The 20,319-nt window shown below is 65.1% G+C and carries 18 protein-coding genes and 1 pseudogene; 2 read left to right on the top strand and 17 right to left on the bottom strand.

Going from position 1 to position 20,319, the window contains the following annotated elements:
* From C795_RS16180 to rpsB, 8 genes and pseudogenes are all read right to left on the bottom strand, one after another.
* A pseudogene (locus C795_RS16180) lies at window positions 1-1,320 on the bottom strand (DUF222 domain-containing protein); the annotation flags it as partial.
* Between the two features lie 405 nt (window positions 1,321-1,725).
* Entirely contained in the window at window positions 1,726-2,238 is a 513-nt protein-coding gene (locus tag C795_RS0114110; RefSeq protein WP_017794394.1) for an aggregation-promoting factor C-terminal-like domain-containing protein, read from the bottom strand.
* 184 nt (window positions 2,239-2,422) lie between these two features.
* Entirely contained in the window at window positions 2,423-3,025 is a 603-nt protein-coding gene (locus C795_RS0114115) for a DivIVA domain-containing protein (protein WP_017794395.1), read from the bottom strand.
* A complete protein-coding gene (locus C795_RS0114120; protein ID WP_017794396.1) occupies window positions 3,025-3,942 on the bottom strand; it encodes a phosphatidate cytidylyltransferase in 918 nt (305 codons plus the stop codon). The genes C795_RS0114115 and C795_RS0114120 overlap by 1 nt, the downstream gene beginning before the upstream one ends.
* Before the next feature lie 5 nt (window positions 3,943-3,947).
* Complete coding sequence (frr, locus tag C795_RS0114125; protein ID WP_017794397.1) at window positions 3,948-4,502, bottom strand: ribosome recycling factor; 555 nt, start codon at window positions 4,500-4,502, stop codon at window positions 3,948-3,950.
* 73 nt (window positions 4,503-4,575) lie between these two features.
* Complete coding sequence (gene pyrH, locus C795_RS0114130; protein ID WP_026139708.1) at window positions 4,576-5,295, bottom strand: UMP kinase; 720 nt, start codon at window positions 5,293-5,295, stop codon at window positions 4,576-4,578.
* Between the two features lie 232 nt (window positions 5,296-5,527).
* Window positions 5,528-6,358 (bottom strand): translation elongation factor Ts, encoded by an 831-nt coding sequence (gene tsf, locus C795_RS0114135; RefSeq protein ID WP_017794399.1) that lies wholly within the window; start codon window positions 6,356-6,358, stop codon window positions 5,528-5,530.
* 46 nt (window positions 6,359-6,404) lie between these two features.
* The gene (gene rpsB, locus C795_RS16185) at window positions 6,405-7,256 is read right to left on the bottom strand and encodes a 30S ribosomal protein S2 (protein ID WP_017794400.1); all 852 of its coding nucleotides are present in this window, start codon (window positions 7,254-7,256) and stop codon (window positions 6,405-6,407) included.
* 278 nt (window positions 7,257-7,534) lie between these two features.
* On the opposite strand from rpsB, the gene C795_RS16190 reads away from it, so the two are divergent.
* Window positions 7,535-8,080 carry a M23 family metallopeptidase gene (locus C795_RS16190; protein WP_083879337.1) on the top strand — a complete coding sequence of 182 codons (546 nt, stop codon included), beginning with the start codon at window positions 7,535-7,537 and terminating at the stop codon, window positions 8,078-8,080.
* Between the two features lie 41 nt (window positions 8,081-8,121).
* Here C795_RS16190 and C795_RS0114150 read toward each other — a convergent pair whose 3' ends face one another.
* Window positions 8,122-9,084 (bottom strand): tyrosine-type recombinase/integrase, encoded by a 963-nt coding sequence (locus C795_RS0114150; protein ID WP_017794402.1) that lies wholly within the window; start codon window positions 9,082-9,084, stop codon window positions 8,122-8,124.
* A gap of 168 nt (window positions 9,085-9,252) precedes the next feature.
* Between C795_RS0114150 and C795_RS0114155 the strand changes: the two genes are divergently transcribed.
* A complete protein-coding gene (locus C795_RS0114155; protein ID WP_017794403.1) occupies window positions 9,253-12,411 on the top strand; it encodes a LamG domain-containing protein in 3,159 nt (1,052 codons plus the stop codon).
* Between the two features lie 77 nt (window positions 12,412-12,488).
* On the opposite strand, the gene dprA is transcribed toward C795_RS0114155, so the two are convergent.
* From dprA to C795_RS0114195, 8 genes are all read right to left on the bottom strand, one after another.
* On the bottom strand, window positions 12,489-13,733 hold the full coding sequence (gene dprA, locus C795_RS0114160) for a DNA-processing protein DprA (RefSeq protein WP_017794404.1): 1,245 nt from the start codon (window positions 13,731-13,733) through the stop codon (window positions 12,489-12,491).
* Window positions 13,730-15,295: a YifB family Mg chelatase-like AAA ATPase gene (locus C795_RS0114165; protein ID WP_017794405.1), complete on the bottom strand. Its 1,566-nt coding sequence runs from the start codon at window positions 15,293-15,295 to the stop codon at window positions 13,730-13,732. Before C795_RS0114165 ends, dprA begins: the two co-directional genes overlap by 4 nt.
* On the bottom strand, window positions 15,292-15,711 hold the full coding sequence (locus C795_RS0114170) for a YraN family protein (RefSeq protein ID WP_017794406.1): 420 nt from the start codon (window positions 15,709-15,711) through the stop codon (window positions 15,292-15,294). Before C795_RS0114170 ends, C795_RS0114165 begins: the two co-directional genes overlap by 4 nt.
* A 154-nt stretch (window positions 15,712-15,865) precedes the next feature.
* The gene (locus tag C795_RS0114175) at window positions 15,866-16,627 is read right to left on the bottom strand and encodes an iron ABC transporter ATP-binding protein (protein WP_026139709.1); all 762 of its coding nucleotides are present in this window, start codon (window positions 16,625-16,627) and stop codon (window positions 15,866-15,868) included.
* A complete protein-coding gene (locus C795_RS0114180; protein ID WP_017794408.1) occupies window positions 16,624-17,667 on the bottom strand; it encodes an iron chelate uptake ABC transporter family permease subunit in 1,044 nt (347 codons plus the stop codon). The genes C795_RS0114175 and C795_RS0114180 overlap by 4 nt, the downstream gene beginning before the upstream one ends.
* Window positions 17,664-18,701 (bottom strand): ABC transporter permease, encoded by a 1,038-nt coding sequence (locus C795_RS0114185; RefSeq protein ID WP_017794409.1) that lies wholly within the window; start codon window positions 18,699-18,701, stop codon window positions 17,664-17,666. Before C795_RS0114185 ends, C795_RS0114180 begins: the two co-directional genes overlap by 4 nt.
* Window positions 18,698-19,681: a siderophore ABC transporter substrate-binding protein gene (locus tag C795_RS0114190; RefSeq protein WP_017794410.1), complete on the bottom strand. Its 984-nt coding sequence runs from the start codon at window positions 19,679-19,681 to the stop codon at window positions 18,698-18,700. The genes C795_RS0114185 and C795_RS0114190 overlap by 4 nt, the downstream gene beginning before the upstream one ends.
* 238 nt (window positions 19,682-19,919) lie before the next feature.
* Entirely contained in the window at window positions 19,920-20,243 is a 324-nt protein-coding gene (locus C795_RS0114195; RefSeq protein ID WP_017794411.1) for a DUF2469 domain-containing protein, read from the bottom strand.
* Window positions 20,244-20,319 lie beyond the last annotated feature (76 nt).

The following is a 20,319-nucleotide window of genomic DNA, read 5'->3' on the forward strand; positions in this document are numbered from 1 at the left end:
AGGGTCGGTGCTTGTGCTTGTGCTTGTGCAAGCTCCAGGCTCAGCGCCAGCGCCAGCTAATGATTTGGGTTCGGCGACGTCGCGGGCCAGGCCCGCCGCGAGGTCGGCCTGGGTCGTCTGGATCAACACCGTTACCGGTGCGCCACCGAGCATCGGCATATCAGCGGCGCGTCCGGCGATCTGCGCGATCACCATCAGCGCATCATGCATCTTCTGCCCCGACGACCTGGCGTCCCCTGCCACCTGCTCGAGTACCGGTTCGGGGTCATCCCCCTCCACAAACCGCACGCCTGAAGCGGACGGGCCAGCATGAGCACCCGCGCTGTCAGCGCCATCTCCACTGTCAGGTCCGCTAGAGCTATCAGGTCCGCCAGAGCTATCAGGTCCGTCAGCCTGTACTGCATTGTCGCCTGCGCCAGGACCAGTCGGGTTCGTTGACGTCTTCGGGGAGTTCACGCCCGTCACGAGGTTGCCCAGTAGCGCCGCGACCTCGGGCAGTAGCGCCCCACGTACGGGCACTAACCCGTTGCGTACGCGCCCGAACCTCAAGAATCTGCGCGCCAGCTGCCCCTCGTCATCAGGCTCCGGCCCGTCTTGGTCGAGTGACGTGCACCAGAATGCGCACACCTGCCGCAGCGTATCCGTGTCAAGCGGCACGCTCGCCTCGCCTGCCACCGGAGCAGCATCACCAACGCCACTGCCATCGTCGACACCGCCAGCGCTGCTCACGCCCGGATCCAGTACCACCGCACCATCAGTGTCGAGGCCGTACCCCTCGGGATACCCCGCTGCCTGATTCACCAGGCACCGCTCCGCGACCGCGACCCGCCCCGGATCCACCCAGCCCGGCACCGACCCCAACGACTTCGTCAGCAGCAGCGCCGACTCCCACGGCAGATCCCCCGCATAAAACGCTTGCGCGACCGCCGGATACCGCGGCTGAATCTCTCCCGCCGAAAAGCCCGGCATCGGCCGCGTCAGATCAGCAAACGACACCCGCTGCCGCACCACCGACCCCGGCAGCAACGACACCCGCTGCAGCAACTCGGCCCCGTCACGGCAGCCCCGACGGACCGAAAGCGACTCCGACGGCACCCCGAGACACCGATCCGACACCGCGCCCGCCGCTAACACCAGCAGGGCCTGCACGCGCCGAGACGCCCGCTCCAGCTGCTGCGTCACCGCCAGCAACGCATCATCAGACAGACCCGAAAAATCGTGCATGCCCAGCCTCACCGCGAGCCCACCCAGGTCTGCGGCGAGGTGCGCTGCGGCACCCGTCACATCGAGATCATCAACCCCGGCATCTTTGCTGGACATGATCCCATTTTACCACCAATTCGAAACTATATTCGAATTGCTTTTGAGAAACTCTGACGCCGCGATCCCACTAATACAAGGACCCAAGGACCCGCGACCCTACCCGATCCGCCAGCAGTGGGCGTGGTAATGACGCCGGTCTCGCACGGCAGCGCCTTCACCCATAAAGTACTCCGCGTTCCAGGCCACGACGTGCGCCTGCCCCGGAGGGATTTCGGTGCCGCATGCCGGACACAGATAGTGCTTCTCGGCACGGTGCGCGGGAATATCGCGTACAAACCATTCCGCCCCGCGGTGGGTTTGCTTGCGAGCCCCGCCATAGGACAGGCGAGTTACATCGGCGGGAGGGTTCTGCGCGGCCCGCTCATACTTGTTGACCCGGCGATTGCGCGCCACTGAGTCAGATCACCACCAGTGATTGGAGGTCCAGAAGTCGTAGGCCTTCGCCCACCCGCCATAGCGATCAGAAGCGTATCCACTTGCCCACCGCAGGTTGTCAATCGGGTCGTAGCCATTGCCAGGGACCTTGCTGCAGGGGTACGCCTGAATCAGCCCGCACGCGCCGGTGCTGGCGTTCGTGGCATTCGGGTTCAGGCTGCTTTCCTTTTCAGCGATGTAGTAGACGTAGCTCCAGTCCGACTCCGCAATACCGGCGGCGGCCATCCACTCAGCCATGGACCCCCCACCCGTGTACTTGGGCGGACCAGCGACCCGCGCTGCTTCGGCGGCCTCGGCAGCCGCCTTAGCTGCGGCTTCCGCAGCCTTAGCGGCCTCTTCGCGCTCACGCTCGGCGTCCGAAAGGTCGACGGGAACCTCGGTGAAGACCAGGTCAAGCTCGGCACTCGCGTTGGGCGTGAACTCTTGATGGATGCGCGCCTGAAAGACGAGCGCTTCTGCCGAGGCGTCGGCACTGGGCATCGTAAGCGGCGCAACGACGGCGGTACCCAGGAAGCCAGCAGCTACTACTGCGGCGACGGGGGCGCGAAGGCGCGACCAACGGGAGACTGGTTTAACAACTGGCACAATGTAACGATTCTATCTCAGCACGTCAGTGCAATCAATGGCGGAACCGCGGACGGGCCCCGAAGTCAATGAAAACGACTTATCGTGTCGCGAGCATCAGATCAACGACGGCATCGAGCAGCGCGTCAACCTGGTCCTCGTCGTACCCGCGTCGCTCCGAGTGGAACACAACATCGCGCACGTCGGCCGGCTTCAGATCGAGCTCCCGGCGCTCGAACATGTCACCGACGCGTTCAAGAAAGGCGTCTACCTGCGACCGGCGGTATCCGGTGGCAAACAGGCTGCGCCTGCGAAACTTGCGGCCGCGAGGGCGACCGATACGGCCGCGCACCTCAGACAGCAGCGCACGCGTTTCCTCCCACCAAGCGTCCTCTTCCCCGCTCCGCAGCGCCGCGCGCCGCTCACGTTCAAAGAAGACCTCTTCAAGCCGGTCGAGCGCGGCATCGACGTATCGAGCCGCGTATCCCCCACGCTTGACCGCGAAGGAGGCACCCCGCACGTCACGCGAGGTGAGAATGCTGTCGGGATCCGGAGCGCCCTCGTACGCGCTGCGAGCGCGATCAAGAAACTCATCGACCTGATCGGGGCGGTAGCCGGGCTCGGATCCGGTGGCGAAGGGAAAGGCGGTATGCACCTTTTCATTCTCGCGCGCGCGAGTCTGCGCTTTCTGAGAGTCGGCCATTATGCCGCTCCCAGCGCGAGCGCGATGCCGTAGACGCCCACGGCAGACGGTAGCACCGAGTCGAGGCGGTCAAGGAAACCACCGTGGCCGGGGATCCAGCTGCTCATGTCCTTCACTCCCAGGTTTCGCTTAATGAGGGACTCAGTCAGGTCGCCACCCGTCGCGGTCAGCAACACCACGGCACCAAGCACGGCCCCAACCCACCAGGGCTGGTCGAGCGCCGTAATCGACACGATGATTCCCGCGGCCATGGCAACCACGGCGGCCCCCGCGAAACCCTCCCAGGTCTTGTTGGGGCTAATGCGCGGCGTCATCTTGTGCTTGCCGAGCGTCACGCCCGCGGCGTAGGCCCCTACATCGACCGAGACCACCACGAGAACCAGCGCGAACACCCACCACTGGCCGTCCTCAGCTTCGACCAGCAGAACTGCGAATGACGCAAGAAAGGCGACGTAGACGAGCGTGAACAGCCCTGAGAACACGTCACGCACGAGGGTGCGAGGCGGCGTCTCGTACCGCGGCATGAGGCCTTCGATCAGCCGCCAAATGGTGAGCAACGCCGATCCGGCAAAAAGCCCGACGAGCATGCCGGCAGAGCCCCAGAAGTAGGCCCCGCCCACGATCGTGAGCCCGCCGAGCACGACTCCGACACGGGGAACCCGCCGGCCCGCCACGCGGAACGCTCCGGCGAGTTCGACCAGCGCGACCGAGACGAGCACGGCAACAAGCGCGACAAACACCTGCTTCAAGACAAACAGGCTCACCAAGAAAACAGCACCAAAGAGCAACCCCGAACCGACCGCAAAGAAGAGATTGCGGCCGGCCCGCGCCTCAATCTTTGCGTTCGTCGCTTCAAGCTGCGCGCGCCTCGACTCGAGGTGGGCACGCAGGTCGTCACGCTTCTCGGGGTGCGTCATCTGGGTTAAACCTCCAGCAGTTCTGCTTCTTTACGCTTGAACGCCTCATCAACCTGGTCGATGAACTGCTTGGTGATGACCTCGAGCTCCTTCTCGGCGCGCGCGACGTCGTCTTCGCCCACCTCGCTCTTCAGGCTGTCGAGATCGTCCTTGCCGGCACGACGCACGTTGCGAATTGCAACGCGCGCGTCCTCTGCGCGGTTCTTGACGAGCTTGACGAACTCCTTGCGCCGCTCCTCGGTGAGGTCGGGCAGTGACATGCGAATGACGGTGCCGTCGTTCGACGGGTTTGCGCCGAGGTTGGGCATGTCGCGAATCGCCTGCTCAATGTCCTTCATCGCACCCTTGTCGTAGGGGGTGATGATGAGGCTGCGGGCATCCTGGTTCTGAACCGAGGCGAGCTGCGGCAGCGGCGTGGGCGTGCCGTAGTAGTCGACCTGCAGGTTCTGCAGCAGAGCGGGGGTGGCACGGCCGGTACGAACCGTTGCGAAACCGTCCTTGGCAGACTCGACCGCGCGAGTCATACGGTCCTTTACATCGACGAAGACCTCTTCGATCACGGTGTTCTCCTTCTGGCTTATGCGAACATTTCAAGCTTACCGGTGCATGACGCGCGCGCCGGTGCATGCGGGTTTAGCTGTGAACGAGCGTTCCGAGCTTTTCGCCCCGGATCGCGGCAGTAACGTTGCCCGCGGGCTCCATGCCGAATACGCGCATCGGCATGCCGTTGTCCATGCAGAGGCTAAACGAGGTCGAGTCCACGACCTTGAGGCCGCGCACGAGGGCATCGTTGTAGCTGATCTCCTCGATCAGTGTGGCGGTGGGATCCTTGTGCGGATCGGCGGTGTAGACGCCGTCAACACCGTTCTTTGCGACCAGCACCTCTTCGGCGTGAATCTCGAGCGCGCGCTGGGCAGCAACCGTGTCGGTTGAGAAGTACGGGAGACCTGCGCCCGCACCGAAGATCACGACGCGACCCTTCTCCATGTGCCGGATCGCGCGGCCGGGAATGTAGGTCTCTGCGACCTGCGTCATCGTGATTGCGGACTGCACGCGGCTGTCGACACCCGCCTGCTGCAGAAAGTCCTGCAGCGCGAGGGCGTTCATTACGGTGCCAAGCATGCCCATGTAGTCGGCGCGCGCGCGGTCCATGCCTCGCTGCGACAGTTCAGCACCGCGGAAGAAGTTACCACCACCGACAACGACCGCGACCTCAGCATGCTCCATTGCAGCTGCGATCTCACGGGCGATATCACTGATCACATCGGGGTTGACACCGAGAGTGCCACCACCAAATGCTTCTCCAGAGAGTTTCAGCAGTACACGTCGTTTGCGGGCGGCGGTCTCGGTCATGTGGTTCCCCTTCGCGGTTCGTGGAAACATAAGTGTTCGGTTACTGGCCCCGTGGTCGGGGCCTCCTCGGACGGCCGGGTGCGGCCGCGCGAAAGCCTCTATCGTGGCCATGCTATCGGTGCGGCGGGTAGCCTGCCGATCAATCTTGCGTTGTTGGCTGCGTCATCCCATTATGAGTCTTGACACAGCGAAGGACCCGGGCCACAAGGGCCCGGGTCCTCGGAGAGTCAGCTTACGCGCCGACCTTGCTGCGGGCGAAGCCCGTAACCTTGATGCCAGCTGCCTCAGCAACCTTCTGCACCTCGCGCTTGTCAGCGTCGAGAGCGTGCACCTGCTCGTTGAGAGCAACCTGCTTGAAGAACGCCGTCAGACGACCCTCGATGATCTTGGGCAGAGCCGCCTCGGGCTTGCCTTCGTTCTTCGAGATCTCGGTGACGATGTCGCGCTCCTTGGCAACGTCTTCTGCGGGGACATCCTCGCGTGAAACGTAGAGCGGGTCAGCGAAAGAGATGTGGCGAGCGATCGACAGAGCTGCGTCTGCGTCGTCACCCTCGTAGCCAACGACCACGCCGATCTGCGGGGGCAGATCCTTCGAGGTCTGGTGCAGGTACACCGAGGTGCTCGGAGCCTCAACGCGGGTCACCTTGCGGAGCACGATGCGCTCGCCGAGGATAGCCGACTCGTCGGTGATAACGCCACCAACGGTCTTGCCCTCGGCGGGGGCTGCCAGAGCAGCCTCAGCGTCAGCGGCGCCTGCTGCGGCGACCGCGTCGAGGATACGGTCAGCCAGAGCAATGAACTTCTCGTTCTTTGCAACGAAGTCGGTCTCGCAAACGAGCTCGATCATCGTGGCAGCGCCCTCGGTCTGCTTGACGGCAACGAGGCCTTCGCTAGCCTCGCGGTCGCCGCGCTTAGCAACACCCTTGAGGCCCTTGAGACGCAAGATCTCAATCGCCTTCTCGATGTCGCCCTCAGCCTCGACGAGTGCGTTCTTGCTGTCGAGCATGCCAGCGCCGAGGCGCTCGCGCAGTTCCTTCACAGCGGCCATGCTTACTGCAGCCATGTGTGACTCCTTACAGTCTTATAGGTCGGTAGTTCGAGAGCCGAAATTACTCGGCGGCCGGGGTCTCAGCAGCGGGGGTCTCAACGACCTCTACTGCAACCTCGACAACCTCAGCCTCAGCAGCGGGTGCCTCGGTCTTGTCTGCGTTCAGCAGCTCGAGTTCCCAAGCAGCGAGGGGCTCAGCAGCAGCTTCGCCGGACTCGGGCTTCTGGTGGCGCTCCATGAGGCCCTCAGCAACTGCGTCAGCGATCACGCGGGTGAGCAGTGCCACCGAGCGGATTGCGTCGTCGTTACCCGGGATCGGGTAAGCAACCTCGTCGGGATCACAGTTCGTGTCGAGGATCGCGATAACGGGGATGCCAAGCTTTGCAGCCTCGTCAATTGCGAGGTGCTCCTTCTTGGTGTCCACAACCCAGATAGCCGAAGGCGTCTTGGTCATGTGGCGGATGCCGCCGAGCGACTTCTGCAGCTTCTCGAGCTCGCGCTTCTTGAGCAGCAGCTCCTTCTTGGTGAAGCCGCTGGTGGTGCCCTCGTAGTCGAGCTGCTCGAGCTCCTTCATGCGCTCCAGGCGGCCGGTGACCGTCTGGAAGTTGGTGAGGAGGCCGCCAAGCCAGCGCTGGTTCACGTAGGGCTGGTTCACGCGGGTCGACTGCTCAGCAATCGCTTCCTGTGCCTGCTTCTTGGTGCCAACGAAAAGAATGTTGCCGCCGCGTGCGACGGTGTTCTTCACGAACTCGTAAGCCGAGTCGATGTAACCGAGCGACTGCTGCAGGTCAATGATGTAGATGCCTGAGCGCTCGGTGAAGATGAAACGCTTCATCTTCGGGTTCCAGCGACGCGTCTGGTGTCCGAAGTGAACGCCGCTGTCGAGCAGCTGGCGCATAGTTACAACAGCCATGGCTGTTCTCCTAATTCCGCGCGTAAAAAACGCGCATTGGTTACTATCGATCGCGGTTGCGATCAGATCCTGGTGCCCGCGATCATCACCGCTCTGCCGAGGCAAAGACCGTGGCGAAACTCGTTGAATCGGGCACGCGTAGTCACCTTGTTAAAGGTGCAGCGAAAAGTCTACCACCTACGTCGTCCACAACCTGCACCCGCGGCCAAAAAGTCGAAGTTATCCACGCATCCACATTCGCCGCCCCATTCCCGCGCCCCGCATGCGAACCTCGATACATGAAGGCACTGCATGTGAAGGCACGGCACTGGTCGCGCATTGCCGTGTTGGCGCTGTTGCCCGCGGGACTCTGGGCCGCGGGGGATGCCGCTTTGGGTGCCGGATCCGGATCAGCCGTCGCAGCCCAGCAGTCACGCGAGCCGCGATGGCTCCCGCCCGTGGGCTACACGTTGGAGGTCGCCACGCCGTTTCGTGCCCCGGCCCACCGGTACGCGGCGGGACATCGCGGGTTTGATCTGGCGGCGCTCCCTGGCGAGGCAGCGTTCTCCCCCGCCTCCGGCACCGTGACGTTTGTGGGCAAGGTTGTTGACCGGGAGGTGATTTCGGTGCGCATCAACGAGGCAACCGTCCTGTCGCTAGAGCCCGTGGCGAGCGGGCTTTCGGCGGGCGACACGGTGGTGCGCGGCGACGTGCTCGGGGAGATCTCGAGTGGGGGCCACTGCGCCGCTCAATGCGTGCATTTGGGCGTGCGCGTCGACGACTGGTACGTGAACCCGATGCGGTTCTTCCGCGACAAGCCGCGATTGCTGCCCTGGGGCGAGTGACTCGTCGCCGCTGAGCCGAAATTGCACTGAATCGGAAATAGCTAGGCGCGCGGGTGGGCCAGGCGGTAGTTCGCAGCGAGCCGTTCGGTCGACACGTGCGTGTAGACCTGCGTGCTTGCCAGGCTCGCGTGGCCCAGCATTTCCTGCACGACTCTGAGATCTGCGCCGCCGTTCAGCATGTGGGTGGCGGCGGTGTGTCGAAATGTGTGCGGGCCGCTGGGCCCGCCGCCCGGTACGGCCTCGAGCTCGTGCGCCACGAGCTTGTACACCACTGATGCACCGAGGGCTCCCCCACGGCTCCCCAGAAAGAGTTCATCCCGTGCCGTGCGGCCCGGCGTTTGTGGGGTGTCGGCCGCAGCATGTTGCCCCCGGGCCAACAGCACGGGGCGCGCTTCTCGCAGATAGCGTTCGATGGCGCGCGTGGCCGGCAGCCCCACGGGCACGACCCGCTCCTTGCTCCCCTTGCCAATCACACGCACCGTGTGCTCTCGGCGGTCGAAGCCGTGCAGCTCGAGGCCGCACAGCTCAGAGACGCGCAGTGCTGAGGCATACAGCAGTTCGAGAACTGCGTGATCTCGCAGGTGCACGGGATCCCCTTCGGCTGCTCGGCGGGCCGCCCGTTCAAGCAGGCTGCCGACGTGGCTCTCGGACAGGACACGGGGCAGTGACTGCGGCGGTTTGGGTGCGCGCAGTCTTGCCGCCGGATTCGCGGGCACGTATTCGCACCGTTCTAGCCAGGTTCCGAACGATTTCAGGGTGGCGACGCCCCTCGCGAGGGTCGCTTTGGACAGGCCGCGCTGCTGTCGTGCCCACAACCATTCGCGCATGACCTCGATGCCACAGCTTTCAAGCGTGGCGGCCCCCTGGGCCTGCGCAAGTTGGCCCTGCGCAAACCTGGCGAAGTCTGCGAGGTCGGTTCGATAAGCCTTCACGGTGGCCTCGGAGTACCCGTATTCCAGGCGCACGGCCGCCAGAAACTCGTCGATCGCGAAGCTCAGCAGCATGTTCCCTATTGTCACCCATATGCCCGGCGAAATGCATCAGTGTCGACAGGGGTACAGCACGAGATCACAATCCGGCTCACCGTTTGCGTGTCCTTCATGATTGCGCCACCTCCCGGCCATCCAATCTCCCTACTTTGAAGTCGTCCAACAACAACACAGGGAGAACTCATGCTGCGAAAGCGCTACCCCATGCTGACCTCACAGGCGGTCATTTCGGCACCCACACGTCGCTTTTGGGGAGGGGTCGCAGTGACAGCCACCGTGTGCGCGCTGCTCGCGCCATCGCTGCCCGCGCAGGCCGTCGGTGGCCCGGCAGACGCTACGGTTTCCTCGACCGAACAGGCACCGCAGGCGATGACGCAGGAGCGCATTGACGCGGCGAACGACGCATACAACGGGGTTGACGCGAAGCTCGAGTTCCTCACGATGTCTGACACCGAGCTCGGTGGAACCGCCACCGCCGACAAGACCGCCGAGCAGGTCGCCTACGAGGGCATTCTCCCCCACTTCAATCGCCTCAGCGAGTGGGCGAAGGCGAAGGACTTCTCGGTTGAGGCCGTCATCAATAACGGCGACGTGGTCGGCGCGAACGACCCGGAGTACAACGACCATCTCAAGGGCAACAGTGAGAAGACTGCGGGCTGGTACCGCGCGGTCGAGCGGGTCATGAGCGAGAGCTTCCCTGAGGCCCAGGTGCTCCTCACCCAGGGCAACCACGACATCGCCGATCTTATGGGCAAGACGTTCGAGGAGGCTCGCGCTGGCAAGAGCCCCGAGTGGTTCTACCCGAACGCTGACACCGAGTACGTCAGCAACTTCCACGCCACAATCGGCGGCATCGACTTCATCGGCCTCGATTACAACGGCAAGCACACCTACGGCTACGGCGGCCAGCACACCGGGTACCAGCAGTTCCTCAAGGACACGCTGCAGAGCATCTCGTCGGCGCCCGACTACGACCCGGCGAAGCCGATCTTCGTTTCCATTCATAGCGGCTACGGTGGCACCTCGCTCGGCGGCCCGTTCCACGGCGTCTACGACATGGCGGGGCCGGATCTGCAGAAGATTCTCTCCGACTACCCGCAGGCCATGCTGGGTTCGGCGCACACCCACTTCTCGTCAAACCCGGAGACGAGCATCTTCCAGAAGGACTTCACCGTCTACGAGAACGCCTCGATGAACTACATCTACCAGGATGTGCCGGGCGACTTTATCGGTGGCGGCTACTTTGACGGCAATCAGGGTGACCCCGAGGGCGGGATCGGCCAGACTAAGAGCGCCAACTTCGTGACGGTGCTCGACACCGGTGAAACGGTGATTCGCCGCTACGACGTCACCCAGAACCGCTGGATGGGCATGCCGTGGGTGGTCGACACGTCAAACGGCAAGGACGGCTTCACCTACACCAATGACCAGCGCAGCAAGGTGGCACCCTGGTGGCAGGCCTCTTCAATCGTGCCGAGCAAGGTGACCGAAACCGCGGTCACCCTCGGCTTCGATCACGCCAGCGACGACGAACTGGTGAACTACTACGAGGTCGAAATCACTGATTCAAACGGCAGCCCGGTCCCGTTTACGGCAAACCAGATGCCCGACTTCGGCAATACCAAGCCCAAGTCGTTCACCGGGTCGTTCAAGGCCTACTCGCGGTTCTACATGAAGCCCAACACGATGTCGTTCAACATCGACGGACTCAAGGCGGCGAAGACCTACCAGGTCAAGGTGTACGCCTTTGACGATTTCCAGAACAAGTCGAAGGCCCTCGAGGGTTCCTTCCGCACCGCGGGCACGAGCGTGCTCCCCGAGTTCCCCGAGACCGAGACACCGGCTCCCACCGGAGAGTTCTTGAACCTCGCGTTCGAGGGCGATCTGAGCGACACCGGCGCGGCCGCGAGCTCGGCGCCCGCCCCCGCTCCCGTTGGGGCGGTGGAGTACGTCGACACGGACCGCACCGGGGCTTCGGGGCAGGCCGTGCGCATTGGTGGTGGCAGCGCCAACTATGTCGATCTCGGTTCACGCCCCGAGTTCGACTTGGGCACCGACAAGGATCTGACCATCAGCTTCTGGACCAAGGTCACCGCGGTCAACGGCTACGGCTCGTTCATCAGCAACAAGAACTGGGCAAACTGGTACCGCTCCGGCATCAACTTGGCGCCCGAAGGTTCCAACACCGGCAAGCTCGAGTTCACCGTGGGCGACGGCACCAACGGCGTCTATGCCAGCGGCGATGTCACGAACTACCGTGGTTCGTGGCACCAGATGGCAGTCACTGTTGATCGCGCGCGCAACATGGCCAGCACGTTCATGGACGGCACGCTGGTGAAGGAAACCAGCCTCAACGGTGTGGGCAGCCTCACCAGCGGCCTCAACATGCTCGTGGGAGTAGACGGGGGAAAGTCATACGGCGCTGGGTTCGATATGGACGATCTGCGCATGTGGGACTCCGCGCTCAGCGAGGCCGAACTGGCGAGCTTGTTCGCTGCAGACGACAGCTCCGCCGCGATCGCGGCGGTGTCGGGCGCCGTCGAGTACGCGAATGAGGTCATCGCTGCGAACGAGGTTGCCGCGGCCAACGGGCGCGTGTTTGACCAGGCCCTCACCGATGCGCTCACGGCGGCTGTCGCGGGTGCGGAGGGTGCACTCGCCCAGGCGCCGGTGAGCAAGTCTGCGCTGCGCGATGCGCACGTCGCGCTCAAGGCCGCTGCCGCAGAGGTCGAGGCGCAGCCCGTGCGTTACGCCTACGCGGCAACCGCAGTCAACGGCACCGTTACCCCGGCAGACGGCGTTGCAGACGCCCAGGGCGAGCTGCGCTTGAAGCTTGCCCCCGACGCGGGCTTCCAGATCGACGACGCTGCGATCCTCGTCTCAGGAGCTGAGAGCCACGCCGTGGTCGGGGACGAGCTCGTCATCCAGAACGCGCAGCAGCGACTGGCTGTATCGGTCGAGTTTGCAGCGCTCGTCGACGAAGGTGGCGCGGGTGGCACCGCAAATGGCACCGCAAACGGTGGTTCGAACACCGGTGCCGACGGTACTGCAGGTAGTGCCGCAGACGGAGGCGCGAACGGAACCCCGGGAACGAGCAACTCTGGCACGGGCGGCAGCAGCACGGCTAGCGGCTCGGCGCAGGGTGCAGCCAGCGGCGCGACCGGAGCAGCTCAGGGCGCAACCGGAGCGGGCACCGCAGATCCTCAGGCTCCCGGACTCGCCAATACCGGAGGCCAGTCGGCCGTCGGCTGGCTGGTAGCCGGAGCCGTCTCACTCGTGCTCGGTGCGGGGGCGCTCCTCACCGGGCGTCGTATGCGGGCCCGGCGCGCAAGCGCCGAGTAAACGGGCACACGCGGCAACTCAATTCATCGGCCGGGGCGGTGGGAACAGACAAGCGCTGTTCCCACCGCCCCGGCTCGTTAGCACTGCCGCGACAGCTTCCACCCCGGCTCCGCTCCGACTTGCACGCCGGGCTCAGCGCTCGTTACGTGGCCCAACAGCTGTAGCTCGGCCAGCGCCCCGCGGGCCTCCTCGCGGGTGACCCCCGCCTCGCGCACGATCTCGTTCAGGCCGCGTGCTCCGCGCAGCGGCAGGGCGTCGAGCACTCGGCGGTGCAGCGGGGGCGGCCGATCGGTCTCCGGTTCCAGATCGAACAGCGCGACGTCCACGCCGATGCCCATGAGCTCCTGTGCCTCGACCGCGTTCGTGACCAGGGTCGCGTCGTAGTCCCGAATCAGGCGGTGGCACCCGCTCGAGGCGGGGCTCGTCACCGGCCCGGGCACCGCGCCGAGCGGCCGCGAGAGTTCGGCCGCGTGCCCCGCCGTATTCAAAGACCCCGACCGCCCCCCCGCCTCGGTGACGAGGGTGGCGCGTGCGAGCGCGGCGATCGACCTGTTGCGTTGTAAAAACCGCCACCGGGTCGGAGCCGACCCCGGCACCATCTCCGAGCAAATCAACCCCTCCCGACCGATGCTCGCGAGGAGCTCCGCGTGTCCGCTCGGGTACGGGCGATCGACCCCGCCCGCCAACACCGCAATGGTCTTGCCCCCTGCGGCGAGCGCCGTGCGGTGGGCAACCGCGTCGATTCCATAGGCTGCGCCCGAGACAATCACGACGTCGGCTGCGCAGACCCCGTCGGTTATCTCTGCGGTGACATGGGCGCCATACCCCGTGCAGGCACGAGCACCCACAACGGCGAGGGAGGTACGTTGGAGTAGCGCGGGATCTCCGCGCAACCACAGCATCAGTGGGGCGTGCGGGCCGAGATCCGCGAACGACCCGGGCCAGCACCGGTCCCCCTGCATGATGAGGCGGGTTCCGGTCTCGAGTGCCCGCCGCAGGTCCTGGAGCGTCGCCTGTTTGTCGAGTCTCGGCTGCCATCTGGCTATCCCCTTCGCGAATGCCGCAGGGTCGAGCAGGCCGGCCTCTCCCGCGACCGGAAGGCTCCCCTGAATCACGGCGTCGAGCGCGGCCACAGCCCCCAGGGCCTCGATCAGGCGCCCGGCCGTCGCGTCCCCGGGTTCGGCAAGGCGGGCCCAAGCCGCTCGCGCAAATCGCTCGCCCACTCGGCGGGCTACGTGATCCGGATCAGCCCGTTCGCCCTCGGGGCTGGCCTCGAGCGCACGCAGTAGTCGCGCGGTGTCATCGTCTAGCTCAAGCGTCATGATCGGTCTCCTCCTCGGAGCGTGAGCGCCTGCGCGAGCTCCGCTCTGCCGGGCCGGGGTTTGCTCGCGAGATCCGCGATGCTCCAGGCGAGGCGCAGCGCCCGGTCATAGCCGCGCATCGTGATCGCTCCGCGCGCGTATGCCTGATCGAGCACGGCGGTGTCGGCACGGTCGAGCTTGAACGCGCCCCGCAGCATGGTGCCGGGCACCTCGGCGTTGACCCGCCACGGGGTGCTGCGTAGCCGGTGGGCCGCCCGCTCACGTGCTGCGAGCACGCGGTCACGCAGTTCAGTACTCGTGGCCCGTCGCCCGTCGTCGGCATTCACGAGGGCCCGCGAGACCCGGTGCAGGGTGAGCCGCACGTCGATGCGATCAGAGAGCGGGCCCGAGATGCGCTGCTGGTACCGCATCCGCGCGGACGGCGTGCAGGTGCACTGAATCGCAGTCTCCACCGACCCCGCGTTGCCGCACTGGCAGGGGTTCGAGGCGAGCACGAGCTGCAGCTTCGCGGGCAGCACGGCCCGCACCCGCGCCCGATGAATCTCAACGGACCCCGATTCGAGCGGTTGGCGCAGCGCCTCGAGCACATCGCGGGCGAATTCTGGTGCCTCGTCCATGAACAGCACACCATGGCAGGCGCGCGTGATCGCGCCCGGCCGCACCTCGCTGCCGTGGCCCCCACCGATGATGGCTACCGTCGAGGCGGTGTGGTGTGGACTCTCGAACGGCGGCGTGCGCACGAGCGAGGTCAGCGCGGTGCCCCCGAGCGAGGCGATGCAGCTGGCTTGCAGCGCCTCATCGTCGGAGAGCGGCGGCAGGATCGTCGCGAGCCGCGTCGCCAGCAGCGTCTTGCCCGCCCCCGGAGGGCCCAGGAGCGAGACATGGTGCCGCCCCGCCGCGGCCACGACGAACGCCTCGATGGCTTCGGGCTGGCCGATGACGTCAGACATGTCGCCGGTGTACGCGCCACCCGCGCTCGCCGCAGGCCCCTCCGGTGGCGCACCAGCCGCTGTCTCTACAACTACCGCCGCTGCAGCCGACCGGCTTCCGCGATACCACTCCACCGCGGCCTCGAGGTCTGCCACTGGTACCACTTCGATGCCGGGCACGAGCCTAGCCTCCGCCGCGCAGCCGACAGGCACCATGACCCGCGCAAACCCCTGCGCACGCGCGGCGACCACCGCCGAGAGCAAGCCCGCGGGGCGACGCAACTCACCGCTGAGCCCCAACTCCCCCAGGTGCACGGTCTCGTGCATATCTCGCTCGGGTACCTTGCGCGATGCGGCGAGCGCGGCCAACGCGATTGCGAGGTCGAATCCGGATCCGTGCTTGGGTAGCGCTGCTGGCGAAAGATTGATCGTCAAAAATCGATCGGATAGGGGCAGCCCAATCTGGCTGGTTGCGGTACGCACCCGGAGTTTGGCCTCGGCCAACGCCGCATCGGGCAGCCCAATGATGGCCATGCCGGGCAACTGCTGCGACACGGCAGCCTCGACCATCACGGCGGTACCGTCAAGGCCGGTGAGCGACACTGCCGCGGCACGGCTGACGCGGGCGCTCACGAAATACCCCGCAGATGGTCGATGCTGGGCGAGGCCCCGGGGCGCAACACGATACCGATCGCATCGACGCGCAGACGTTCCCACCACGGCCGGGCGGGCTGCCCAGTGTCGTCGGCAAAGCCCGTCGCATTGGCCTCGCTCGAGCGGCACCAGTCGAGCAGCAGCCTGCGCAGCCGGTCGGCTTTGCGCTGCGTGATGGCTTGGAGTGGATGGCCGTAGCCGAGCCCCGTGCGGGTCTTCACCTCGACTGCGACGAGCGTCCCCTCGTCCACGACGACGAGGTCAAGCTCGCCGTACCGGCTGTGCCAGTTGCGGTCGAGGACGTGGAACCCGAGCCCCTCGAGATACGCGGCCGCGATGGCCTCGCCTCGGGCCCCGACCGTGCGATTGTGTGACGCGGGTTTGCTCTGGTTCACGGTGCACCTCCTGGTGCACCATCATCGGCCGCGCCGCATGCTCCCCGAAAGGGGGCGACACCCAATGTGGATATCTCGCGGGTTTTCAAGCAAACGGGTCGGCTGTGGACGACGTGTTGCGATCCGGAGCGAGAGCAGAGAACGAGCGAGCAGGCTACTCGCGGTAGTAGACCGCGACGCGTCGGCCCGCGTGCTCGAGCACCTCGACGGGCGTCTCGAACACCCGCTCGAGCACCTCGGGTGTGATGATCTCCTTAGGGGTACCCGAGGCGACGACGCGGCCGTTCGCGATCGCGACGATGCGGTCTGCGTATGCGGCCGCGAAGTTCACATCGTGAATCACGAGCACGACGGTCTTGCCGAGCGCGTCGGCGGCCGCCCGCACCTGCCCCATCATGGCGACCGCGTGCCGCATGTCGAGCCCGGTGAGTGGCTCGTCGAGCAGCACGTAGTCGGTGTCTTGCGCGAGCACCATCGCGACGAACGCGCGCTGGCGTTGCCCGCCCGAAAGCTCGTCGATGAACCGGTCCTCCATGCCCGCGAGGTTCAGAAACGCGATGGCCGCGTGGATCGCCCGCTCATCGGCGGGCGTGAGACGGCCGGCGGAGTGGGGAAACCGACCGAACGTCACGAGCTGGCGCACCGTGAGCCGTGCCATGAAGTGGTTTTCTTGCTTGAGAATCGAGATCGTCTGGGCGAGCTCCTTGGGGGGCGCGGTGCGCACGTCGAGCCCGCCCACTTCGACCTGCCCCACATCGGCTTGCAGCAGCCGCCCGATGATCGTAAGCATCGTCGACTTCCCCGCACCGTTCGGCCCGATCAGCGCGGTCACCCCGCCGCGCTCGATCGTGAGGTCGATGGGTCCGAGCACTTGGCGGCCCCGGTACGTCTTGGTGACACCTTCTAAACGAATCAACGCAGTCCCTTTCGCAACAGCATGATCAAGAACAGCAGCCCGCCAGCAAACTCGATGATGACCGTCACGAGTCCCGCGGCGGCAAACACGTTCTTGAGAATAAATGTCGCTCCGAGGAGCGTCACCAGTCCGATGCCAATGGCGAGCGGCAAGGTTTCGGCGTGGGAATCACCCCGCGCGAGCTGGTAGGCGAGGGTCGCGACGAGAAACCCGTAGAACGTCATGGGCCCCACCATTGTCACCGACACCGAAATGAGCACGGCCACGGCTACGAGAATGCCAATCACCTCGCGCCGATACTGCACGCCCAGGCTCGTCGCGACATCGCGCCCGAGCGCCACCACGTCGAAGCGCCGTCGCCGCAGCCACGCCCACACGAGTACGGCCCCCACCACTACCGCGGCCACTGGCAGATACTCGGCATTGCCCTTGCCGATCGAGCCAAACAGTCTCGCGCTCAGCACGTCGAACTCACTCGGGGTCAGGAGCCGCTGCATGAACGTCGACACCGATCCGAAGCCCATCCCCAGCACCAGCCCCACGAGCAGCAGCAGGTGCAGATTCGTACGTTTGCCCGAAAACAGCCAGCCGTACAGCACGGTCGCAAACACGATCATCAGGAGGCTCTGAGCCAGGATTTTGGGGATCCCCTCAAAGCTCTGCGCCGTCACCCCAAACACGAACACGAGCGCCGTCTGGGACAGCACATATAGCGCATCAAATCCGAGAATCGACGGGGTCAGAATGCGGTTCGAGGTGGCCGAGTGAAACAGCACCGTCGCCACTGCCTGACACACCGCGACGAGCGCGATGGTGCCGAGCGACGCGAGCCTGGAGCGCACGATCGTCAGGAAGGCAGCCGATCCGGGTTCTGCCGGGTTGCCGTAGGTGAGAATTGCGATTGCGAGCAGCCCCGCGATCGCGAACACCGTGAGCACCGGGGCATAGTGCCGGATCCGGGACATCCGAGGCACCGGAGCTGCGGGGGCGTCGCCCAAGCTGTTCAGCTGAACGGTGCCCTGTCTGGCGGTACTGGTCATGCGGCCCTCCGAAGCAGCAGGGTGACGAACACGATGGCGCCCACGAGCCCGAGCACCATCGACACGGGAATCTCAAACGGCATGATGATGAGCCTGCCGATGAGGTCACACGTGACGACGAGCGCGACCCCACCGAGGCACACCCAGGGCAGGTTTGACCGCACATTGTCGCCGCGGATCATCGACACGATGTTGGGCACCACAAGCCCCAGAAACGGCAGAAATCCGACGGCGACGGTGGTCACCCCAGCGGCGATGGCGACGAGGCCGGTGCCCAAAAACAGCACCGCCTCATAGTTCAGTCCCACACTCGTGGCGACGTCTTTTCCGAGGCCCGCGACCGTAATACGGTCGGCGAGCACGAACACGAGCACGGTGACGATTCCCACAATCCAGAGCACCTCGTAGCGGCCGCGCACCACCGCAGTGAAGCTGCCCATAAACCAGGTGGCGAGCATCTGCAGCAGGTTGTACTGTGCGGCGAGGAACGTCGTGACGGCACTCACCACGGCGCCAAGCATGATGCCCACGAGCGGCACGATGAGCGTGGTGCGAATCACGATGCGGCGCAGGATCAGCATGAAGAGCATGACCCCCACGAACGCCGAGATACTCGAAACGATCATGCGGGTGACCATGCTTGCGTCGGGTACGAGCAGCACGGTGACGAGCAGACCCAGCGCGGCCCACTCGGTGGTGCCCGAGGTGGTCGCGTCCACAAAACGGTTCTGCGTGAGCATCTGCATCACGAGCCCGCTCGTAGCCATCGCGGCGCCCGCCAGCACGAGGGCGATGGTGCGCGGCACCCGGGTAATCCAAAACATCTCGGAGCCGAACTCCTGACCAGTGATGTCATACACGCCCACGGCGAGAGAGGCCGCGAGCAGGCCCAGCACCGCGACGGCAGCGATGATGAGCGCCCAGGGCTTCCGGGTCGTCCACAGGCTCAGGGGTCGCGAAGCGGGGCGCTCCTCCGGTTCGGAGGGCGCCCCGCTTGTTCGGCCCGTGCGATTCAGGCCTGGGTTGATGCTCATGCCGCGGCGAATGCCTCCGAGATTTGGTTGAACAGGGCGGTGTAGGCCTGAATGCCCTCGGTGAGGTAGAAGTTGGAGTCAAGCACGACAACACGATCGTTCGTGACCGCGGGCACCTGCTTCAGCGCTTCTGCGTTGCGAATGAGCTCGTTCGCGGGGGCCGACCCGGCCTCGCGGTCCTCGGGCGCAAACGCCGCATCGCGGTCAAGCGCGAAGATCCACTCGGGGTTCGAGTCGGCGATGGCCTCGACCGAGATGTCGTCACCCTGGTGGTCACTGGTCGCACCTTCCACTTCGAGTGCCGGTGTCAGGTCCAGGGCCCCGAAGACCGGACCAAGCGCGCGCCCGACGCCGGGGGCGATGTAACCGATCTGCCCCGCGGAGGTGTTGACCGCCATCACGGTCTCCCCCGCCGGGTAGTTTGCCTGGGCGTCAGCAATAGCCGTGTCGAGTTCGCTATTGAGCTCGGCCGCTTCGTCCTCGTGATCGAAGACCTGTCCCAGGATCTCGGTCTGGCGCTTGAGCTCTGAGAACTGCTCCTCACCGTCGCGTGGGGCGATCTCAATCACCACGGCGTCGGGGTTCTGCTTCTTGATCTCGGCGTAGTGGTCGCCAAAGCGGTAGCCCCCGATGATCAGATCGGGCTCGGCCGCGACGATCATTTCGAGGTTGGGTTCGCGATGGTTGCCCACATCAAGCACGGACTCGTCCTCGGTGTAACCGGGCCACGCCGACCCCATCACCCCCTTGGGGGCCGCCACCAGTTCGATACCCCACTCGCTGAGCGTGTCAAAGGCGGTGTTATCGAGGGCGACCACCCGCTCGGGTGCAACGGGCACCTCGACCTCACCGTGGTTGTCGGTGATCGTAACCGTGCTGGCCGCGGTGTTGTTCGCGGGCTGCTCGGCTGCTGAAGCGTCACCTGCGCCGCCGGGAGAGCACGCAGCGAGGCTCGCGGTGAGGAGCAGGGCAGTGCTCATTGCCAACGCGAGACGGGGCGTACGAGGCGCACTGGCAATACGGTGTGAACGGAATGTCACGATAGGGGCTCCTTTGGGTCGATCAGTGAACTAGAAGTTAGCCTAGCCTTACTAACATCAGATGTTCAAACTGGGCGACAAAATTCCCGATCAGGGCACAGGTCACTCCAGCCCCCGAAAACACAGCATGGGCGAACGCGGGAACCTTCCCACTCCGCCCACGCGTCAACACATGCGACTACTCGTCGAGCGCGAGCTCCTGCGGCAGTGCGAACTCGCGCGCCGAAAGCTCCTCGACGTTCACATCCTTGAAAGTCAGCACGCGCACCGACTTCACAAAGCGATCCGAGCGATACACATCCCAGACCCACACGTCGCTCATTGTGAGCTCAAAGTAGAAATCGCTCCCGGCGTCCTGGCGCTGCAGGTCAACCTCGTTGGCCAGGTAAAAGCGGCGCTCAGTCTCCACCACGTAACGAAACTGGCTGGCAATATCGCGGTATTCGCGAAAGAGCGACAGCTCAGCGTCACGTTCGTAATCGTCTAGCTCATCCTCGTTCATCCTCACCATCCTACGCTCTCTTGCGCGCACTGGCGGGGCCGCGCGCAACCAGCCACGCGAGCCGCCTCGCGAGATT

It is taken from the genome of Leucobacter salsicius M1-8 (assembly GCF_000350525.1).
Taxonomy (GTDB): domain Bacteria; phylum Actinomycetota; class Actinomycetes; order Actinomycetales; family Microbacteriaceae; genus Leucobacter; species Leucobacter salsicius.